Annotated in this window: 5 protein-coding genes; all 5 read right to left on the bottom strand. The window is 56.2% G+C overall.

All coding sequences use genetic code 11. The features are described from left to right. Nucleotides 1-3: 3 nt before the first annotated feature. On the bottom strand, nucleotides 4-12,627 hold the full coding sequence (locus IV433_RS04970) for a hemagglutinin repeat-containing protein (protein ID WP_195813275.1): 12,624 nt from the start codon (nucleotides 12,625-12,627) through the stop codon (nucleotides 4-6). Nucleotides 12,628-12,647: 20 nt separating this feature from the next. Beyond that, complete coding sequence (locus IV433_RS04965; RefSeq protein ID WP_195813274.1) at nucleotides 12,648-14,348, bottom strand: ShlB/FhaC/HecB family hemolysin secretion/activation protein; 1,701 nt, start codon at nucleotides 14,346-14,348, stop codon at nucleotides 12,648-12,650. Between the two features lie 283 nt (nucleotides 14,349-14,631). After that, on the bottom strand, nucleotides 14,632-15,471 hold the full coding sequence (locus IV433_RS04960; protein WP_195813273.1) for a MetQ/NlpA family ABC transporter substrate-binding protein: 840 nt from the start codon (nucleotides 15,469-15,471) through the stop codon (nucleotides 14,632-14,634). 223 nt (nucleotides 15,472-15,694) lie between these two features. Further along, the gene (gene lldD, locus IV433_RS04955) at nucleotides 15,695-16,843 is read right to left on the bottom strand and encodes an FMN-dependent L-lactate dehydrogenase LldD (protein ID WP_195813272.1); all 1,149 of its coding nucleotides are present in this window, start codon (nucleotides 16,841-16,843) and stop codon (nucleotides 15,695-15,697) included. Between the two features lie 109 nt (nucleotides 16,844-16,952). Then, entirely contained in the window at nucleotides 16,953-17,720 is a 768-nt protein-coding gene (gene fecE / locus IV433_RS04950) for a Fe(3+) dicitrate ABC transporter ATP-binding protein FecE (protein WP_195813271.1), read from the bottom strand. Between the last annotated feature and the right edge of the window lies 1 nt (nucleotide 17,721).

The raw sequence follows: 17,721 nt of genomic DNA, 5'->3' as shown, positions 1-17,721 counted from the left end.
AACCTATTTTTTAGCAGGATTAATAACACCGCCACCATCCAAAATATTTACTTTAATATTAGGATATTTAAGTTGAAATTGTTCAATAACATTAGAACAACTTGCACAAGGTGCCCTCTCTGTCAGAAGATTTATGGTACCACTCACTGTTGTATTATCCCCAAGCATATTCGCAAGATTATTTAAGATTTTCGCTTCAGAATCGACATTTCTTAGCAACGGATACGGATTCTTTCCTGATGTAGGGACTGTGGAACTCTCAAATGTCTCGGGTATAAGACCGACAAAACCCAAAGTTTGTTGTTCTGGCGTTGGTTCATTGATTCGGCTAGATGCAGCCATGATATTTGGCATGCCAGGGATATTAATCTCAGCAACCCCCATATTTCCACCATTTTTAGCGTTTCCGGGTAGAGTAGCCCGTAAATCTGCAATTTGAGCTGTCAGTGATGCCTGAATATCTTGTAATGACATATCAGGTACATTGCGAGAAGATAGTGTTTCAAGAACCTGCTGCTCAGCAGCCAAGTACTTGCTAAAGTTTGAAGAAGCCCTTGCCGCCTGACTGTCTGCAATATTCTTATTTATGATATCAGCGTAACTACTGCCTGATACATTGGACTTCAAACCTTCATTAACCCCGCCGCTGCCTATCAGCCCCCCCACAACACTGCCGACCGACTGCAACGCCATTGCGATATCATAGCTATTGGCAACCTGCCCCCAATTCTTCTGATTAGTTGGATGTGCCGCGTTATACGTATTCATAGAAGCCGTGATCGCGCTATCGCGCATGACACTTGCAGGATCCAGACCCTGCAGAATATTCGCCATATTCTGTGCGTCATTTGGGAAAATACTATTGTAAGTGCCCATCCAGTTTGGTCCGCTATTCCAGCCAGTCATGGCATCCCAGGCCGGTTGCAGTAGCGAAGAACACGCCGAACTGTTCTTATTCCCTTGGGAACACGCATCTAAAATCGCCAAATCTCGGGAAATATCTAACTCATTGATATCCGACAACTGTTGTTCAAGGTCCGCCCTTTCGTCTGCACTCAGTGTGGTACTGGACAGTTGGGTTTGAATCAAATTCCGGCGTGCAACTTCATCATGCGTAAGATAGTTATAAGTTACTGAACTGTAAGAAACGTTCGCCCCATCCGACGCGCCATTGGTTCCTCCGACAACCCCCCCGATGGCTGTACCACTGATTAATGCCGCCCATTGCGTTATTGCTCCCCTCTCTGAGGTCGTCAGCGTTGTGTGATTTTTGAGGTAATTATCTACACCCGTAGCAACTGCCTCACTGCTCAATCCTGTCAATCCGCCAGCTAACGCACTCCCACTTCCCAGACTTGACTGCATTGCACCAATGGCCGCATGGATTGCCATTTTCTCCGGACTACCTTCGGCCCACCCCATAGCATTACCTAAGTCACCAGCGGCCTGATTCGCGACCCGGCCAAACACTGCCTCAAGTTCTTGTTGTCGTGCAAAGGTCTGAGGGTCAAAAATTTTATCAATATGATTATTTGCATCATCAGTATTGCGGTTCAGGGTGCTTACATCCTGCGTCTGATGGATGCTGTCCCTAACAGTAATTGTTCCTGTAGCGACAGCTGACTGCGTCGTGCCAGAGCTACTTCCAGATGTGATAGCCGGTAATGCAACAGGGGGCGTTATACCGTATATCTGCTTAGTCGAACCGTCACTATTCGTAATTTTATTCGTTGCAGCGCTGGCCGTTAGACCCACACTGCTGGCTTTGTAGTCCGCTTTGTTCTGAATATCCTCCCAGCCCAGCGTGCCGGTATTGAGGCTGTTACTCACCGCATCCGCCGTCGAGGCAATCACCGCGCCGTTCAGCTGCGTATGGTCACCGACGTAGATGTCATACCCCTGATTACCCGCAAACAGCCCGCTCTGATCACCCACGCTGGCATATTCGCTTTGAGTTTTAGACTTACTCATGCTCAGGGAGGCCGAACCATTCATGGTGCCGAAGGTAAAGCTGAAACCTCCGCTGACGCTCTGTTGTTTGCTGGAGTAGTCATCAATATCCTGCAGGCTGCTAATGGTCAGATTTCGCCCGACATCGGCGGTGATTTTGTCGCCCATCACCTGCGCACCACTCACCGTCGTGTCGTTGCCGCTGCTGAGGGTGACTGCCTCCTGCCCGTTGATACGCGTATTGACATAATCTGTGGTATTGCCTTTTTCCGAGCCTTTCGCCATATAACCGCTGGCCTGCACACCGATACCGGTTTCCTGACCGAATGAAATATGTGCACCGGCACTCCAGCCACTGGCGCTGTTGCTGCCGGTTTGCTTGCTGTTATTGCTGGCAGCCTGGAGCAGTAAATCATTCTGCGCGGCCAGCGTGACCTTATTCCCCGTCACGCCACTGCCGGTGATACTGACATCCCCGGCCTGCCCGTTGGCACCGGTTGCGACAATCGCCACGTTACGTCCGCCGCTGACGGTGCTACCGCTGACCTGGTTACTCACCTGCTCGGACGTGTTCTTGCTTTTACTGGCCCCGATATTTACCTGGAGAGTCACACTGGCACTGACATCCCCATTTTTTAACGCGGTGAGCTGACTGGCGACCTTGTCATCCTGTGCGGCAGCCCACCCGTCTTGTACGGCAGCCATTCCATACAACGCTTTTAACCGGTTATCGCCGGAGTCACCCGACTGGCTGATATCTTTACCAATAGTTAGCAAAGCATCCGTCACCGGGCTCGATAACGACAACGTCACGCCGCTTTGCTTCTGTTCATATATTTGTTTGCGGGTCAGCATGTCGTTGCCCGGGTCAATCGTGACCGAGCCGCCGACGATGTTGACGTCATTTTTAGCGATAACGTCCGAGCCACCGATATGTGCTTTCTCACCGGCGATCATGTTCACGTTGCCGCCGGTGCTGCCGACCGCACTGCTGCTTTGACTTTGCGTCGTGCCGTCCTGATTGATTTGCTGGCGGGACGATTTACTGCCGAACGTCACACCAAAGCCCCCGCCGCTGAACATCCCGCTGGTTTTGCTCTCACTCAGGCGATAACTGGATTGCTCCTCTGTAGCGGCTGCGATATTCAGGTCTTTCCCCGCCTTCAGCGTCACATCCCCGTCACCGACCACCGATGAGCCTTTAACCGTCAGGTCCTGCCCGGCAACAATGGATACCTTGTCGCCACTGAGCTGCGAGGCTTTTTCCGTGGTGGAATAGTCCTCTTTGACGGTGTGCGTGGTGGTGCTGGAGAAGAGATGTTTCTTGGTTTTGGTCTTTTCGTCGTAGCTGTATTCACTTTCCTGTGCGGTGGTGATATTGACGTCACGCCCGGCGTTCAGGGCCAGGTCACCGGTGGCCTGGACTTGCGCAGCTTGTGTCGTAATGTCACGTCCGGCGGAAATGGTCGTACTCCCGCCGCTGGAAACCGCCGTCCCTTCCTGCCCGACATTTTCACGGATACTCACGCTTTTATTGCCGTGGGTTTCGCTGTAGGTGCTGGTCTGCTGGGCGTTCAGGTTGACGTCGCGACCCGCGCTGAGTGAGGCGTTAAGGTCGGCGGTCAGTTGCGCCGCCTGCGAGTTCAGATCCCGGCCTGCGCTGAGCGTCAGGTCACCGCCGCTGCTCACGACCGTGCGTGTGGCGTTGTTATCATCGGTCCGGTTTTTACCGCTGGTCTGATGGCTGCTTTTGTCCATCGCGTCGAGATTGATGTCATTCACCGCCGCCAGCGTGGCGTCGCCTTTGGCTGTTACGGCACTGCCTGCAACCGTCAGGTTGTTACCGGCGCTGGCCTGCAGATTACCGCCCGCGCTGACTTCACTGGCCTGGCTGCCAGTGGTCTGCGCGCTCGTTTTCGCCGTCGATTTGCTGGTGCTCAGCGCATTGCCGGTGATGTTGATATCGTTGAGCGCGACCAGCTGCAACTCGCTGCCCGCGCTAAGTTTTGCTCCGGTGTTGTTGATGCTGTTACCGGCCGTCAGCGCAAGCCCGCCGGTGGCCGAAATGCCGGCGACATCACCGGTCTGGGTATCACTGAACGTCAGCTGCGACGTTTTGCTTTTGCTGGCGGTCGGCGCAGCATTCCACTGCTGTGCCTGCGTGACGTTATTGATGTCGCCGCTGACCGAAGCCAGTGCGACAGTTTGTCCGGCAATCGAGGAACCGATGTTATTGATATCCCCCAGCGCGCTCAGCTGCAGGCTGCCGTTGGATGTAATCAGCCCCGCGTTCAGGTTATCCAGTGAGCTGTTGCTTTTCGCCGCCAGCTGCGTTTGCGCCTGCAGCGTACTGCCGGCGTTGACGATATGACCCGCGTCGAGATTGACGGTATTCCCGGAAATCACGCTGCCGGTGACGGCATTCGTGTCATTTGCTGAGAGATACAGTTTTGGGGCAAGAACGGTCTGGCCGTTGACGGTGGTTTTCTCCCACCAGACGATACTTTTGGTCAGCGCCGCGACCTGTTCCGGCGACAAACTGACGCCCAGTTGCAGGCCCAGCCCGGCCTGCTGCTCAGCCGCGTTGTCGATCAGATACTGCATCTGCGCCAGGTCAGAACCGGTACCGCCGACGTAACGGTTACCGGTCTGGCTGAGAACCGCATTGCTGACGTAGCGGGTATCAAATGCCGCATCGCCGAGGAATTTGTAGTCGTAATCCGGCGTCAGGTTCAGCCGATTCATAAAGTAGGCCGAGCCGATGAATTTGCTTTCGTCGGTATAGACCGGCGCGGTTTCAATGCGCGGACTGGAGGGCGTGCCCGGCTGAACGACGCGAGTCACCACCGTGCCCTGCGCTGGGACGGAACCTGCGGCAGTGACAAATGTGGCCCCGGTCGCTGAGGTCTGCGCGAACCCCAGTGTGGATGAAGAAGACAAGGCTGGCAGTGAACCTGGTGAGCCCGCAGAAACAAAACTCAACCCACCGCTGCTTTGAACGCTCTGCTGATTAACCACTGAAACCGGGGATGTCGGGCGTGAAAGATAGTCATTCAGGCCGTTAAACAGCGAGGGATCTGTTTTGCCAATGCTGCCAAGTTGCGGATTTGTGGTGATCAGGTACGGGCTGGACGGATCCTGACTCGCCACAAACAGGCCATTATTGCCGGTCGGCAACGGGTAATCGGCCAGCGCTGCGCCCCGGTTGCCGATTTGCTGCAAAGCATTGCTGACGGAATCAGTCCATTGCACAGATCCGACAGTCAGGTTTTTACCCGCCGCCAGTTGCTGACTTTGCACGCCACCGACCTGTTGCAGGCCTGATGTGCCGCTTATTCCCGGTGCGCTGATGGCGTGTGATAAACCACCCGTATTGGCGGTCATGGTGGTGTTGCTGATGTTGTTGCTGAAACTGGCGTTGACCGCGCCACCCGCCTGAATGACAGAGCGGAGGCCTTCGCCGGTGCTGAGAGTTTCGTAAGTCGGGCCATTAGCTAAGTTATAGGTAACTTCAGTATTTGTATCAGCATCCACGTAATAACAGTTGCCACAGTCAGGATCAAAATAATCCAGACCATGGTTTTTACTAAAACTTTGAGTAGCTGTATTCCCAGTATATTTATAAGTCAGATACTCATTTTGAACACCATTTTCATAAGACTGGTTATTTAGAGAACTTCCTGACAGGGAGATATTTCCCCCAGCTAAAACATTACTGGAAATATTATCCAGCTTATTTGCAGAAACATTTAAATTGCCGTTTGAAGCAATACGTCCCGCCCCACCGTTTGAGCTTGCAGTCACCGTTGTGGAAGCCACCAAATATCTCTTCTCAACAGCTGTCGCTTTTGGTGCAAGGTAATAATGGTCGTCAACTGACCCGTTCCCCTGGCCCATACTTCCGCCAGTTCTGACTGATTTGGTGTAATAACCGAGATCGCTTACGTCTAGATCACCTAATTTAAGAGTTACGGAGCTTTGTCCTAACCATTTAGGGCCGTCTACTGGTGTCTGAGAGGATGTGGAAACACTCAGCCCATCACGCTGGTTCAGCAGGTGCCCGGTATTGATGGTGATATCGCCGTTGGTGGTTTCAATATCCCCCGAGGTATTGACCACTTCACTGTTGGCATTACCCGCTGCATCCCGCTGCATCCACAGGCTGTTGCCCGCCAGAATATCGCCATAGTTGTTATGGATACTGTCGGCCAGCAACTGCATGTTGTTACCGGCATACAGCAGCGCACTGTTGGCCAGCTGACCCGCTGCGGACATCACGACGTTGCCTGCGCCACCGACAAAACCGCTGTTGTTCAGCACGCCGCGGCTGGCGAGGCGGATATCACCGCCGGACTGCACGCTGCCGCTGCCATTGAGCGTGATGTTGTTCGCATCCACGCCCACCGTACCGCTGCCTCCGCGCAGCTGGCCGTTGTTGACGAAGTTACCCGCAGAGCTGAGCTGAATACCGTTTCCCTGCAAGGTGCCGAGTACGCTCAGATCGCCCTGCGTGCTCAGATTCAGGTTTTGCCCCGCCGCCAGCGTTCCGGTCTGGGTGAATCCCGACCCGAGTTGCAGCGTCATATCACCCAGTGCCAGCAGGCTGCCGGACTGGTTAAGTGACGGTGTCACCAGCGTCAGATTGCCGGCGCTGTAAAGTTTACCGCCCGCCTGATTGTCGGCGTTCTGTACGTTAAGCCCCAGCGTCTGGCTGCCCAGAACGGTGCCGGTGTTGTGCAAGGCGTTCCCGGTCAGTTGCAAACGGTCACCCTGAAGTTGCCCCTGATTGGTCACCTGCGACACGTTTACCGTACTGTCGCCCTGCCCGGTCAGCGTGCCGCTGTTGTTCAGCGTTCCGCCGGTCATCGTCAGCCCCTGCGCCTGCAAAAGACCCGTATTCGTCAGCGTGGGGGCAGACACCGTCAGGCGGCCGCCGGTCAGCAAGGTGCCCTGATTATTCAGGTTATCGGAAAGCGTGAGATGGCTGGCGCCATCGCCCTGCAACTGCCCCTGATTGAGCAGCGACTGCGCGCCTAAATCCAACGTCCCCTGGCTGCGCAGCGTGCCGCCGCTGAGGTTAGTGATGCCGTTTTGTACCGTGCCCTGCAGGCTTTGCTGGCCCTGTAGCTGTCCGCCGTTCGAAATGCTGCCGGTCGTCAGCGCCAGATTCCCGGCCTGAATATTACCGCTGTTAGTGATGTTCCCTGCGTTCAGCGTACTTGTGCCGCCGCTGAGTAATGTTCCGCCCTGCTGAATCTGTAGCTGACCGCTGAGCGTGGTCGCCAGTGCGCTGACGCCGCTGATCCCGCCGTTGCTGGTGAGCGATCCGCCTGTCAGGCTGAGATTATCCGCCGACCAGTTCCCCTGATTATTGAGGCTGGCGGCCTGCAAGACAGCGAGCCCGGTGGAGACAATTTTCCCCTGCGCCTGCGTATTCAGCGCGCCGGTCAGAATGAGACTGGCTTTTGTTGCGGTCTGGATGGCACCGTTGAGATCTAACTGGCTGGCGTGTAAATCCGCGCTACCGGCCTGCCAGCTGCCGTTATTGGTGACGTGTCCGGCCGTGACAGTGAGCGCGCCCTGCGTCAGCATTTTGCCGGACGTGGCATTGGTGAGATCTTGCTGAAGTTGTGCCGTCAGGCTTTTCAGGCCAATCAGGTTGCCGCTGTTATCGGCCGAACCGGCGGTCACGGCGAGCGTATCGCCCTGAATTTGTCCCTGATTGGTGATATGAGAAGCGGTAACTGTCGCGTTTTTATCGCTGAGCAGCTGACCGTTGTTTTCCAGCGTCGCGGCGTTCACCGTGGCATCGCCGGAGGAAAGCAGGCTACCTGTATTCGTCAGATCGCCCTGCATCTGCGCTTTCAGGCCATTCGTGCCCAGCGCCGTCCCGCCGTTGTTCAGAGTATTACCGGTCAGGTTCAGCTGGCTGCCTTGCAACCGGCCCTGATTTTGTGTCCCGGCAGCATTCACAGTGAGCGTGCCGCCTGAAATCACCTGTCCCTGCGCGCCGTTATTGAGCGTGCTGGCCGTCAGCGTGGTACCCCCGTTTCCCTGCACCAGACCGGTGTTGCTGATACCGCTGGCATTCACGCCAACGGTTTTCGCCGCCAGCGTACCGTTGTTAATGAATGTCGGTGCATCTACGGTCAGGCCATTGCCCGCCGAGATCACCCCGTTGCTCTGGTTGGTCAGGCTGGTTTTGGCATGAATACCCAGATCGCCCGCGGAAATACTGCCCTGATTGTCCAGCGTATTGCCTTCGAGGTTCATCAGGTTCTGCGCGCTCAGGCTGCCCTGCTGATGCAGGGTTCCGGCATTAAGATGCAGGCTGTCGTCCGCCGTGATCGCGCCGCTGTTCGTCAGCGTCGTCGCGCTGACATCGACATGATCAGCGCCGAGTGTGGCGGTATTGGATAAGGTTCCGGCCCGGATCGTCAGCGCGCCCGGGGTCACCAGTTTGCCGCCCAACTCAGCGCCTTCAGACGCACTGATCCCCAGTGCGTTTTTGCCCTGCGTTTGCGAGCCGTTCCCCGTGGTCAGGTGTTGCGTGTTCAGCGCCATGCTGCCGTCGGCAGAAAGGAAACCGTTCAGGCTGGCGGTGCCCGCACTGAGATTGACATTGCCCTGACTGGTTTGCACCGAACCCGCATGGCTGGTCAGTGTATCCGCCGTGAGATCTGCGCCCTGCGTACCGGTGAGCGTGCCACCCAGATCCGCCTGTGCAGCTTTTAACGTCAGTTTGCCGTCGGCCAGCAATGTGCCGGAGTCCCCGTTCACGACACCGTCACGGACATTCAGCGTCAGATCGCCATTTGTCCCGGTCAGCCCCTGATTATTGAGCTGATTCAGGGTAAAGGTCTGGTCACCGCCGGACTGCGCCGTGCCGTTGTTGTTGAAGGTGTCGCCGTTAAGCTGCTGCGTGCCCAGTGACTGTAAAAGGCCGTTGTTGGTCAGCGTGCCGAAGCTGAACTGCCCGTTACGGTTGGCGGCGAGTGTGCCTGCGTTGCTGAAATCCCCCGAGGTGAAGTTCAGGTCACGGCCGGCAATCAGGCTGCCCGACCACTGACCGCCATGTGCTATATTCGAAATGATGTCGTTCTGCGCGGACGTTTTACCGCCCTGCGCGGCGTTGAGCTGGTCAGCGGTTATTGAGAGATTGTTGCCCGCACTGGTGACGCCGTCGAGCTGTTGCTGCTGCGCGGATAACTGCATATCACTGACCGACACCAGCGAACCGCTGCCGGTAACCTGCAATGCGCCGCCGCTGGCCTCCAGCGTGTTCCCGTCCAGCGCACCGGCGATCGTGGAAGCGTGGCCTGCCGTCAGAGATACATCTTTGTCGCTGTGGATACTGCCCGATGCGCCGACGGAAAGATCCGTGGCGTTAAGATCTACATTGCCTGCCGTTGAAATCTGGCCGTTAAGCGACTGCTGCCCGGCGGCGAGCTGAATATCACCCAGGCTGGTGATCAGCGCATTTTGTCCGGCGCTCAGGGAATCTGCACCGACGGAAAGACCGCTTTTACCGGTCAGCGCGCCGTTCACGGTCATCTGACCGCCGCCAAGAGTCAACTGGTCACCGGCAAACAAAGAACCCTGTTCACCGACCGTCAGCTGGTCTGCAACCTGCAATGCCAGTGCTTTTTGCGACCCGATGAGCCCCTGGCTGTCGAGAGAATTAGCCGTGATATTTTGCGTACCGCCGGACTGAATTTTACCCGTATTGCTCAGGTCGGTGGCATTCAGGGTCTGACTGCCCAGAGCCTGCATCAGGCCGTTATTGTTAAGTTTTTGCGTGGCGAAGTTCGTGTTGCCTGACGCCGCCAACGTCCCGTTATTGGTCAGTCCGGCGGCATTCAGTGCCAGATCGCCCCCGGCTGTCAGGCCACCGTTCCATATTCCGTTATCGCCAGCGCTGATCTGTACATTTCCGGTGGCATAAACCTGCGCACCGCTGGCGGAGTTCAGTGAACCACTGCCCAGTTGCAGGTTTTGTCCGGCACGAATATTACCGTCCAGCATGGCGTAATCGCTGGCCTGAATATCCGCGTCAGAACCGGACTGAATTTGCGAACCGGCGGCGGTGATCAGTTGACCAAAATGTCCGGTCAGCTGGTTATCTCCTGAGATCACGCCGCCGAGTTGCGCGCTGCCCGCATTCAGGGACAGACTGCCCTGGCCTGAGATCGTGGAATTGGCGGCGGTCGTCAGTGACCCAAAGTCCAGCTGACTGTCCTCATGACCGGTGACATGACCCGCCATCTGCGCCTGTGCAGCGTTAATCGCCAGTGCGCCGGTGGCATCGATTGTACCGTCAGCCCCCTGACTCAGGATCTGTTTAGCCTGCAGTTGTAATGTCTTACCCGCACCGATAGCGCCGTTGTTGCTCAACAGGTCCGCCGTGATGTAATGCGTGCCTTTCGTCTGAATCGTTCCGTTGTTATCAAGCGAAACGCTTTGCAAAGTCTGATCGCCCTGCGCCTGCAATGTCCCGGTATTGCTCAGATCTTGCGTGGTCAGCGTTGTATTGCCGCCCGCGTTAATAAGTCCGGCATTTTCAACGCTATGGCTGGTTAAACCGATATCGCCCTGGCTGGTGATCACCGCTGCGCTGCCTGTTTTTAAGGCGCCCGTCGTCAATGTCAGCCCGTGAGTACCGGTCAGGATGCCGTCAGCGGTGAGCTGTCCGCTGTCAATATTCAGCTGGTCACCTGCCAGTAAACTTCCCGTTTTACCCACAGTCATCGGACCGGCGATCTGGAAATTCAGCCCCTGCAGTGAGCCAATCATTCCCTGATTATTAAGGGTGCTGGCGTCGATTTGCTGTGTCCCGCCGGACTGCAATTTACCGTTATTGGTGAGCGCGGTCGCAATCAGGGTTTGTTTACCCTGCGCCTGAATCAGCCCGCGGTTGGTCAGTTTTTGTGTGGTGATCGCCGTGTCAGCACCCGCCGCCAGCGTACCGTTATTGGTCATGTCGGCAGCATTCATACCAAGATTACCGCCCGCCGTCAGGCTGCCGCCCCACACGCCGTTGTTGCCAGCAGTAGCCTGAACATTGCCCACGGCATAAACCTGCGCTCCGCTGACGGAGTTCAGGCTGCTGCTGCTCAGCAGCAGATCCCGTCCGGCACGCAGATTACCGCCCAGCGTGGTCACGCCGCTGGCCTGAACATCCGCATCCGTGCCCGATTGGATTTGCGAACCGGCCAGCGTGGCTAACTGTCCAAAGCGTCCGGTGAGCTGGTTGTCACTCGAAACCAGACCGGCGATCGTTGCACTGTCAGCATCCAGCGATAAATTGCCAGCACTGGAGATTGTCGAACCGCCAGTCGTACTCAGGGAACTGGCGTGAATCTGTTGTACCCCTTTCGCCTGTATCACACCGCTGTTGTCCAGCGTCGTCGCCTGAACCGACTGCGTCTGTGCCTGTAGTGTTCCGCTGTTGATCAGGTGCTGTGTTGTCAGATTCGCGTTATCGCTGGCGGCAATCAGCCCGTTATTGGTCAGGTCACCGGCGCTGAGACTGAGATCTTTGCCCGCCATCAGGCTGCCCTGCCATTGCCCTGCGTTTCCTGCTGCTGCGCTGACGTTACCGGCGGCGGAGACCTTCGCCGCGCTGCCTGACGTCAGTTGCCCTGCGGCCAGCGTCATATTCCCGCCACTGGTCACCTGACTGCCCTGCACCGCCATCTGCCCCTTGCTGTTGAGCGCCATATCGCCGCCCGACTGCTGTGCGCCGTTCAGCGCAATCTCCTGCGCATTCGCCGTCAGTTTGCCGGTGGCTGTCGCATTGTTCAGCGTCAGTTTCCCGCTGGTATCAATCTGCATGTCGCCGGTGGACGCGTTCAGGTTACCCAGATTGACCCCGACGCCTTTGTCGCTGGAGACCAGATGGATACGGTTAGCATACATGCCGCCCAGCGCACCGGTGTCGATGGCCACCGACGGCACGCCTGCGCCAGAGAGCGGCGCAGCGTTACCCTGCGCATCCACACGATTCGCCCCCAAAGTGACGTTCAGGTCTTTGGCATACAAACCGGCATTAATCTGTGCGGCGCGGGAAATCAGCGAAAACGAGTCGCTCTGGCGGGCGTCCAGACCCTGACCTTCGACCGTGATCGCGCCCTGCGTAACATCGAGGGATTGAAGCGAACCGTCTGCCCCCAGCACCGGTTTGCCCGTGGTTAACGAGGCGTTGGGGGTATTGAGGAATCCGCAGCCGTTACAGGTGATCCCGTACGGGTTAGCCACCATGACGTTCGCGGCTTTACCGGCGACTTCCATGTAGCCATTAAGCTGCGAAGGGTTCGATGACACCACTTCGTTAATGATGCCCTTTGCTTCCTGACCTGCGGCAAGATTGGGGTTATTTTGGATCAGACCGCCGAGCTGAGTTTGCGTGAGTTTGCCGGTGGCATTGTTGAGGATGAGGCCCTGCTGGCCGACGTTAAATTCGGTGTATTTATTGTGCGAAATCCCGGCCTGATTGGGGGTGGCAATGTTCACCACCGGCACGCCGTTCCCGGCCTGATCGGTGCGGGTGTTACCTTCGGCCACCGTTACGCCCGCCGCGAATGCGGGCACCACCGGCTGCCAGACCAGCCAGCCCATCAGTCCGTACGCCAGCGCCTTACGCCATAACGCAACAGGTTGTTCTTTCACCGCTTTCATCCCCGAATTCCTTCTCATCTTTACAGTGCAAAGCCGATACGGTAGTAGACCGTGACGCGGTCCGGCGACAATGAATCCGGATAGCGCAGCGGCCAGCCAACGGTAAACTGGCTGGAGAAATGTGCATTAGTACTGGCAAGTCCGACCGCTGCGCCCCATAAGGTGCCGGCCGCGGCCGAATCGTGATTGCTGTGTTGCAGGTATCCGCCGTCGAGCGCCGTGATACTGCTGATTTGCCCCAGCCCCGGTAACGTGAACAGCTGAGCGTCGAGTTCATTTCGCCAGTAGCCGCCGTTATCGCCGGAGAGATACTGTTCTTTGAAACCGCGAACCGAGCTTTCGCCGCCAATCGTCAGACGTTCGCTGCCATAGAGACGGTCGTCGCCCCACTGCCCGTAGGCGCTGGTCAGCCAGGTGATACGTTGCGTCACCGGGCGGTAGTAACTGGAAGAGAGCGTCCATTTTGAAAATTCAGCACGCGGCGCATCAGGCGATTTTCCCTCGTCACTTTCTCCCCCAAACCACGGTACACCGCGGCTGAAGGCAGGGTTAAGCGTCGCGTATCCGCCCCAGAGTTTCTGGCTGTGATTGATGCCGGCGGTCCAGCTGGTCAGGCTGCGCGTGCTGCTTTCAAGCGGCGCATCGTTGAGGTAATTACGGTTCAGGCGGTGGGTAAGTCCGAAGCTGGCGGCGGTTTTCATGTTGCCATTTCGGAACAGGACACGTGAGAGCGTAAACCGGTGTGACTGGCTGTCGCCGCTGGATCGCCAGAGATAACCCTGTGATTCAATCGTGCTGAGATAATCGCTGTAGCTGTAGTTGTAATCGAATAACCAGTATCCGTAAGGCAGATTCACTCCGGCCTGCACGCTTTTGGCGTCATGATCACTCGCCCCGTCCGAGCTGCGGGCGGTGCTGACAAACCACTGGTCAGCCAGACCGAGCAGATTATTGCCGGTCACCGAGCCGTTAAGCTGCCCGGTACCGGTACTTTTTTGCCCCGAGTTATCAAAGCCGATGCTGGCCTGAAGCGGAAACTCCGACGTGGACGTCAGGTTGACGATGGAATAACCCGGCTGACTGCCCGGCTGGATTTCAATCTGCACCGGCGTTTTGCGCAGCCGGTTTATCTGCTCCATCCCCTGCTCGATATCGCGCAGGTTAAGAATTTTTCCGGTAAGACCCGGAAACGCCATCGCCAGCATCGCACCGCGCTGATTCTCCATTTTGATGGCTTCGAGTTTCCCCTCCATCACCGTCAGGCTGAGTGTGCCTGACGACAAATCTTGTTCGGTAAGAAACGCACGGCTGGTAATAAAACCTTGCCCGATGTACCAGTCAGAAACCTGTTTCACCAGCGCATTAATCTGGCCGATACCGAGGCATTTTTGCAGATAAGGTTGAATCAGTTTTTGCTGCGCCCGGGCGGGCAGATGGTCTGCGCCGGGAAGCGTGATGGAATGGATTTCAAAACAGGGGCCGCCGGGCTGCGGTGATACTGGCGGCGCGGGCGTGACTGGCGTGCTGCGCTCCAGTTCCTGACGCTGCTGCTGGTTCTGCTGAAGAAGTTGCCGTTGCTGCTGTTCTATACTGTCGCGGTCGGCGGGGCTGAGTGATGCCGCGTTTGTCGCAAAAGCAACCAGTAACGTCAGCGCCGCATAAAGGCTGACTTTCCGGCGTCCGAAACGTCGAAAAAGAGAAATAAGGCTTATGATTTCCATATCCGGGCGTTTTTTCCTGACCAGCACAGCTTCCCTGCCCGCCTCAAAAACCCGGCGTCAAAAAAGACTATGGCTTTGAATTATGATTCAACATTCAGCTCCTATCGGCATGCATGGCGTATTCCTTTAACTGTTTTTTTGGCGAAAATGTTTCGGAATGTATATTCGGGATTAACAGGAAGAGATTAATAAATATGGTGAGTAAGGTTATTAGAAGGGAATAACAAACAAACTGATTCAGAGTCCAGCCTCAGGATCTGCACTGAGGCTGGATCACGGTTTACTAACTTTTCGCAGCTGCCACCGGTAACACCGATCCTTTAAACTTCTCTTTAATAAACTCTGCGACCTGCGGCGATTCGAGATCTTTCGCCAGTTGCTTAATCCGCGGGTCGTTTTTAAGTTTTTCGGTCGTCACCAGAATATTCGCGTAAGGATTTCCCTTCGCTTTCTCCAGCCCGAGCGCGTCTTTTGCCGGGCTCAGCCCCGCTTCCAGCGCGAAGTTGCCGTTAATGACCGCCAGATCGACATCCGGTAAAGAACGCGGAATTTGCGGGGATTCGACTTCCAGAATTTTCAGGTTTTTCGGGTTGGTGGCGATATCACGCGGCGTGGCCTGATTTTTCGCCGGATCGGTGAAGCCCGGTTTCAGCGTAATCAGCCCCTGACTTTGCAGTAAATACAGCGCGCGGCTGAGATTGGTTTCGTTATTTGGTACGGCGACGGTGCCATTTTGCGGCACTTCCGCATAACTTTTGTGACGGCTGGAATATACGCCGAGCGGCTCGATATGCACCGTCGCGGCGACTTCAAATTTCTCTTTCAGCGCCTTTTCCTGCGACAGCAAATACGGTACGTGCTGGAAATAGTTGGCATCCACGTCACCGTGCGCCAGCAATTCATTCGGATTCACCCCGCTCGGAATTTCGATCACTTTGAGATTCAGACTCGGGTCGATTTTCTGCACGTACGCCAGAATTTCCGCGTGGGGCACCGGATCCGCCTGCACGCGCAACGGCTCTGCCGCCCAGGCGGACAAGGAGGAAAGCAATGCTGCAGCAGCCGTCAGACGACCGGCAATAGAAAGCGATTTAGAAACCGGCAAAGCAATATTTTTCAGCATAGACATTCCCTAAAATTAACTTTTTTAATTGAGGTGATGGTTTTAATTGAGGTGATAGTGCCCTGCGGATTAACCCGGACAAATCTATGCTGACATATTTACAGGCCGTTACTTATACGCATTTCTCCCATGGATATCTGGAAAATTGAGATATTCAAAAAGCAGATAAATAATAAAGACAGCGACACCTCACAAACATTATCGCTGCCTTTCCGGCATCAAATCACCGCACGCTTCGCCCGTAGACCAGCGATTCGGCGCTGATTTCTGAAATAGATTTCGCGCCGGTCAGCGTCATGGCGACGCGCATTTCTTTTTCGATCAGAGTCAGCAGGTTGATGACGCCCGCCTCGCCTGCCGCGGCCAGTGCGTAGACGAAGGCGCGGCCGAGCAGCACGCTGTCGGCGCCGAGCGCGATCATGCGGACCACGTCCAGACCGGTGCGGATGCCGGAATCGGCGAGAATGGTGATGTCGCCTTTTACGGCGTCGGCGATTGCGGGCAGCGCGTGCGCAGTGGAAAGCACGCCGTCGAGCTGGCGGCCGCCGTGGTTTGAGACCACGATGCCGTCTGCGCCAAACCGCACGGCGTCCCTGGCGTCTTCCGGGTCAAGAATGCCTTTGATGATCATCGGGCCTTTCCAGAATTCACGGATCCACTCCAGATCTTTCCACGATATCGACGGGTCAAAATTGGTGCCCAGCCAGCCGATGTAATCTTCCAGCCCGGTCGGTTTGCCGAGATAGGCAGAAACGTTGCCGAGGTCATGCGGTTTACCGTTTACGCCGACGTCCCACGCCCATTGCGGATGCAAAACGGCCTGCAACATGCGGCGCGCAGCGGCGTTCGGGCCGCTCATGCCGGAATGGGCGTCACGATATCGTGCGCCGGGCACCGGCATATCGACGGTAAAGACCAGCGTTTTCACGCCTGCCGCCTGCGCGCGTTCCAGCGCATTGCGCATAAATCCGCGATCTTTTAAGACGTAAAGCTGGAACCACATCGGGCGGTCGATGGCCGGTGCGACTTCTTCAATCGGACAAACGGAAACGGTGGAAAGCGTGAACGGAATGCCTTTTTTGGCTGCCGCGCGCGCCGCCTGAACTTCACCACGGCGGGCGTACATGCCGGTCAGGCCGACGGGTGCCAGCACCACCGGCATCGACAGTTTTTCGCCAAACAGTTGCGTCTCGAGGCTGAGATCGGACATGTTTTTCAGGATGCGCTGGCGCAGGGCGATGTCGGCCAGATCAGAAGTGTTGCGGCGCAGGGTGTGTTCGTTGTACGCGCCGCCGTCGATATAGTGAAACAGAAATGGCGGCAATTTACTTTTTGCCGCCGCGCGGTAGTCCGTTGATGCAGAAATAATCATCTGGTTTTCTCGTTATCGTTGTCTTGCGCTCTCTGGCGCGTAGGGGTGCAAAAAGTGTAGTTCAAAACAGACAAGTCGATAGAAAACAATGACAACGAAAAATGAAAAACTATTTCACAATACACATCGGCATGCCGGAAACCGGCTCGGGGTGGATTTGCGCATCAATATCAAAGACCTGTGCCAGCAGCGCAGGTGTCATTACGGCTTCCGGCGTGCCTTGTGCAACGATTTTTCCGGCCGCCATCATCACCAGATAATCGCAATAACGGCTGGCCTGATTGAGGTCATGCAGCACGGCGACCACCGTTTTGCCCTGCTGATTCTGGCGGCGCAGTAAATTCATCAGCTCAACCTGATGGCTGATATCGAGATACGTTGTCGGCTCGTCGAGCAGAACCAGCGGCGTATCCTGCGCCAGCACCATCGCCAGAAACACGCGCTGACGCTGCCCGCCGGAAAGCTCGCTGACTAATTTTTCGGCCAGATCATCAATATTGGTTTCCTGCATCGCACGCGCGACCCTCGCGTGATCCTGCTCCCCCAGCCTGCCCCATAAATTCAGCCACGGGCTCCGGCCATAGCCGACCAGTTCCCGCACGCGGATCCCTTCCGGCGCGATGTGCTGTTGCGGCAACAGCGCCAGTTTGCGGGCAAGCGCGCGGCCATGTAGCCGGGAAATATCGTCTCCTTCCAGCCGCAACGTGCCGGACTCCGGCGTCAGCAGGCGGGAAAAACATTTCAGCAGCGTCGATTTTCCGCAGCCGTTCGGGCCGATCAGCGCGGTGATTTTTCCGGCCGGCAGGGTTACCGACAGTCCGTTCAGAATGGATTTATTGCCGTATCCGGCGTACAGATTTTCTGCACTCAGTTGCATA

The organism is Rahnella laticis (assembly GCF_015644585.1).
Classification (GTDB): Bacteria; Pseudomonadota; Gammaproteobacteria; order Enterobacterales; family Enterobacteriaceae; genus Rahnella; species Rahnella laticis.
Note: the sequence above shows the minus strand (reverse complement) of the source record. Positions and strands in the feature narration are given on the sequence as shown.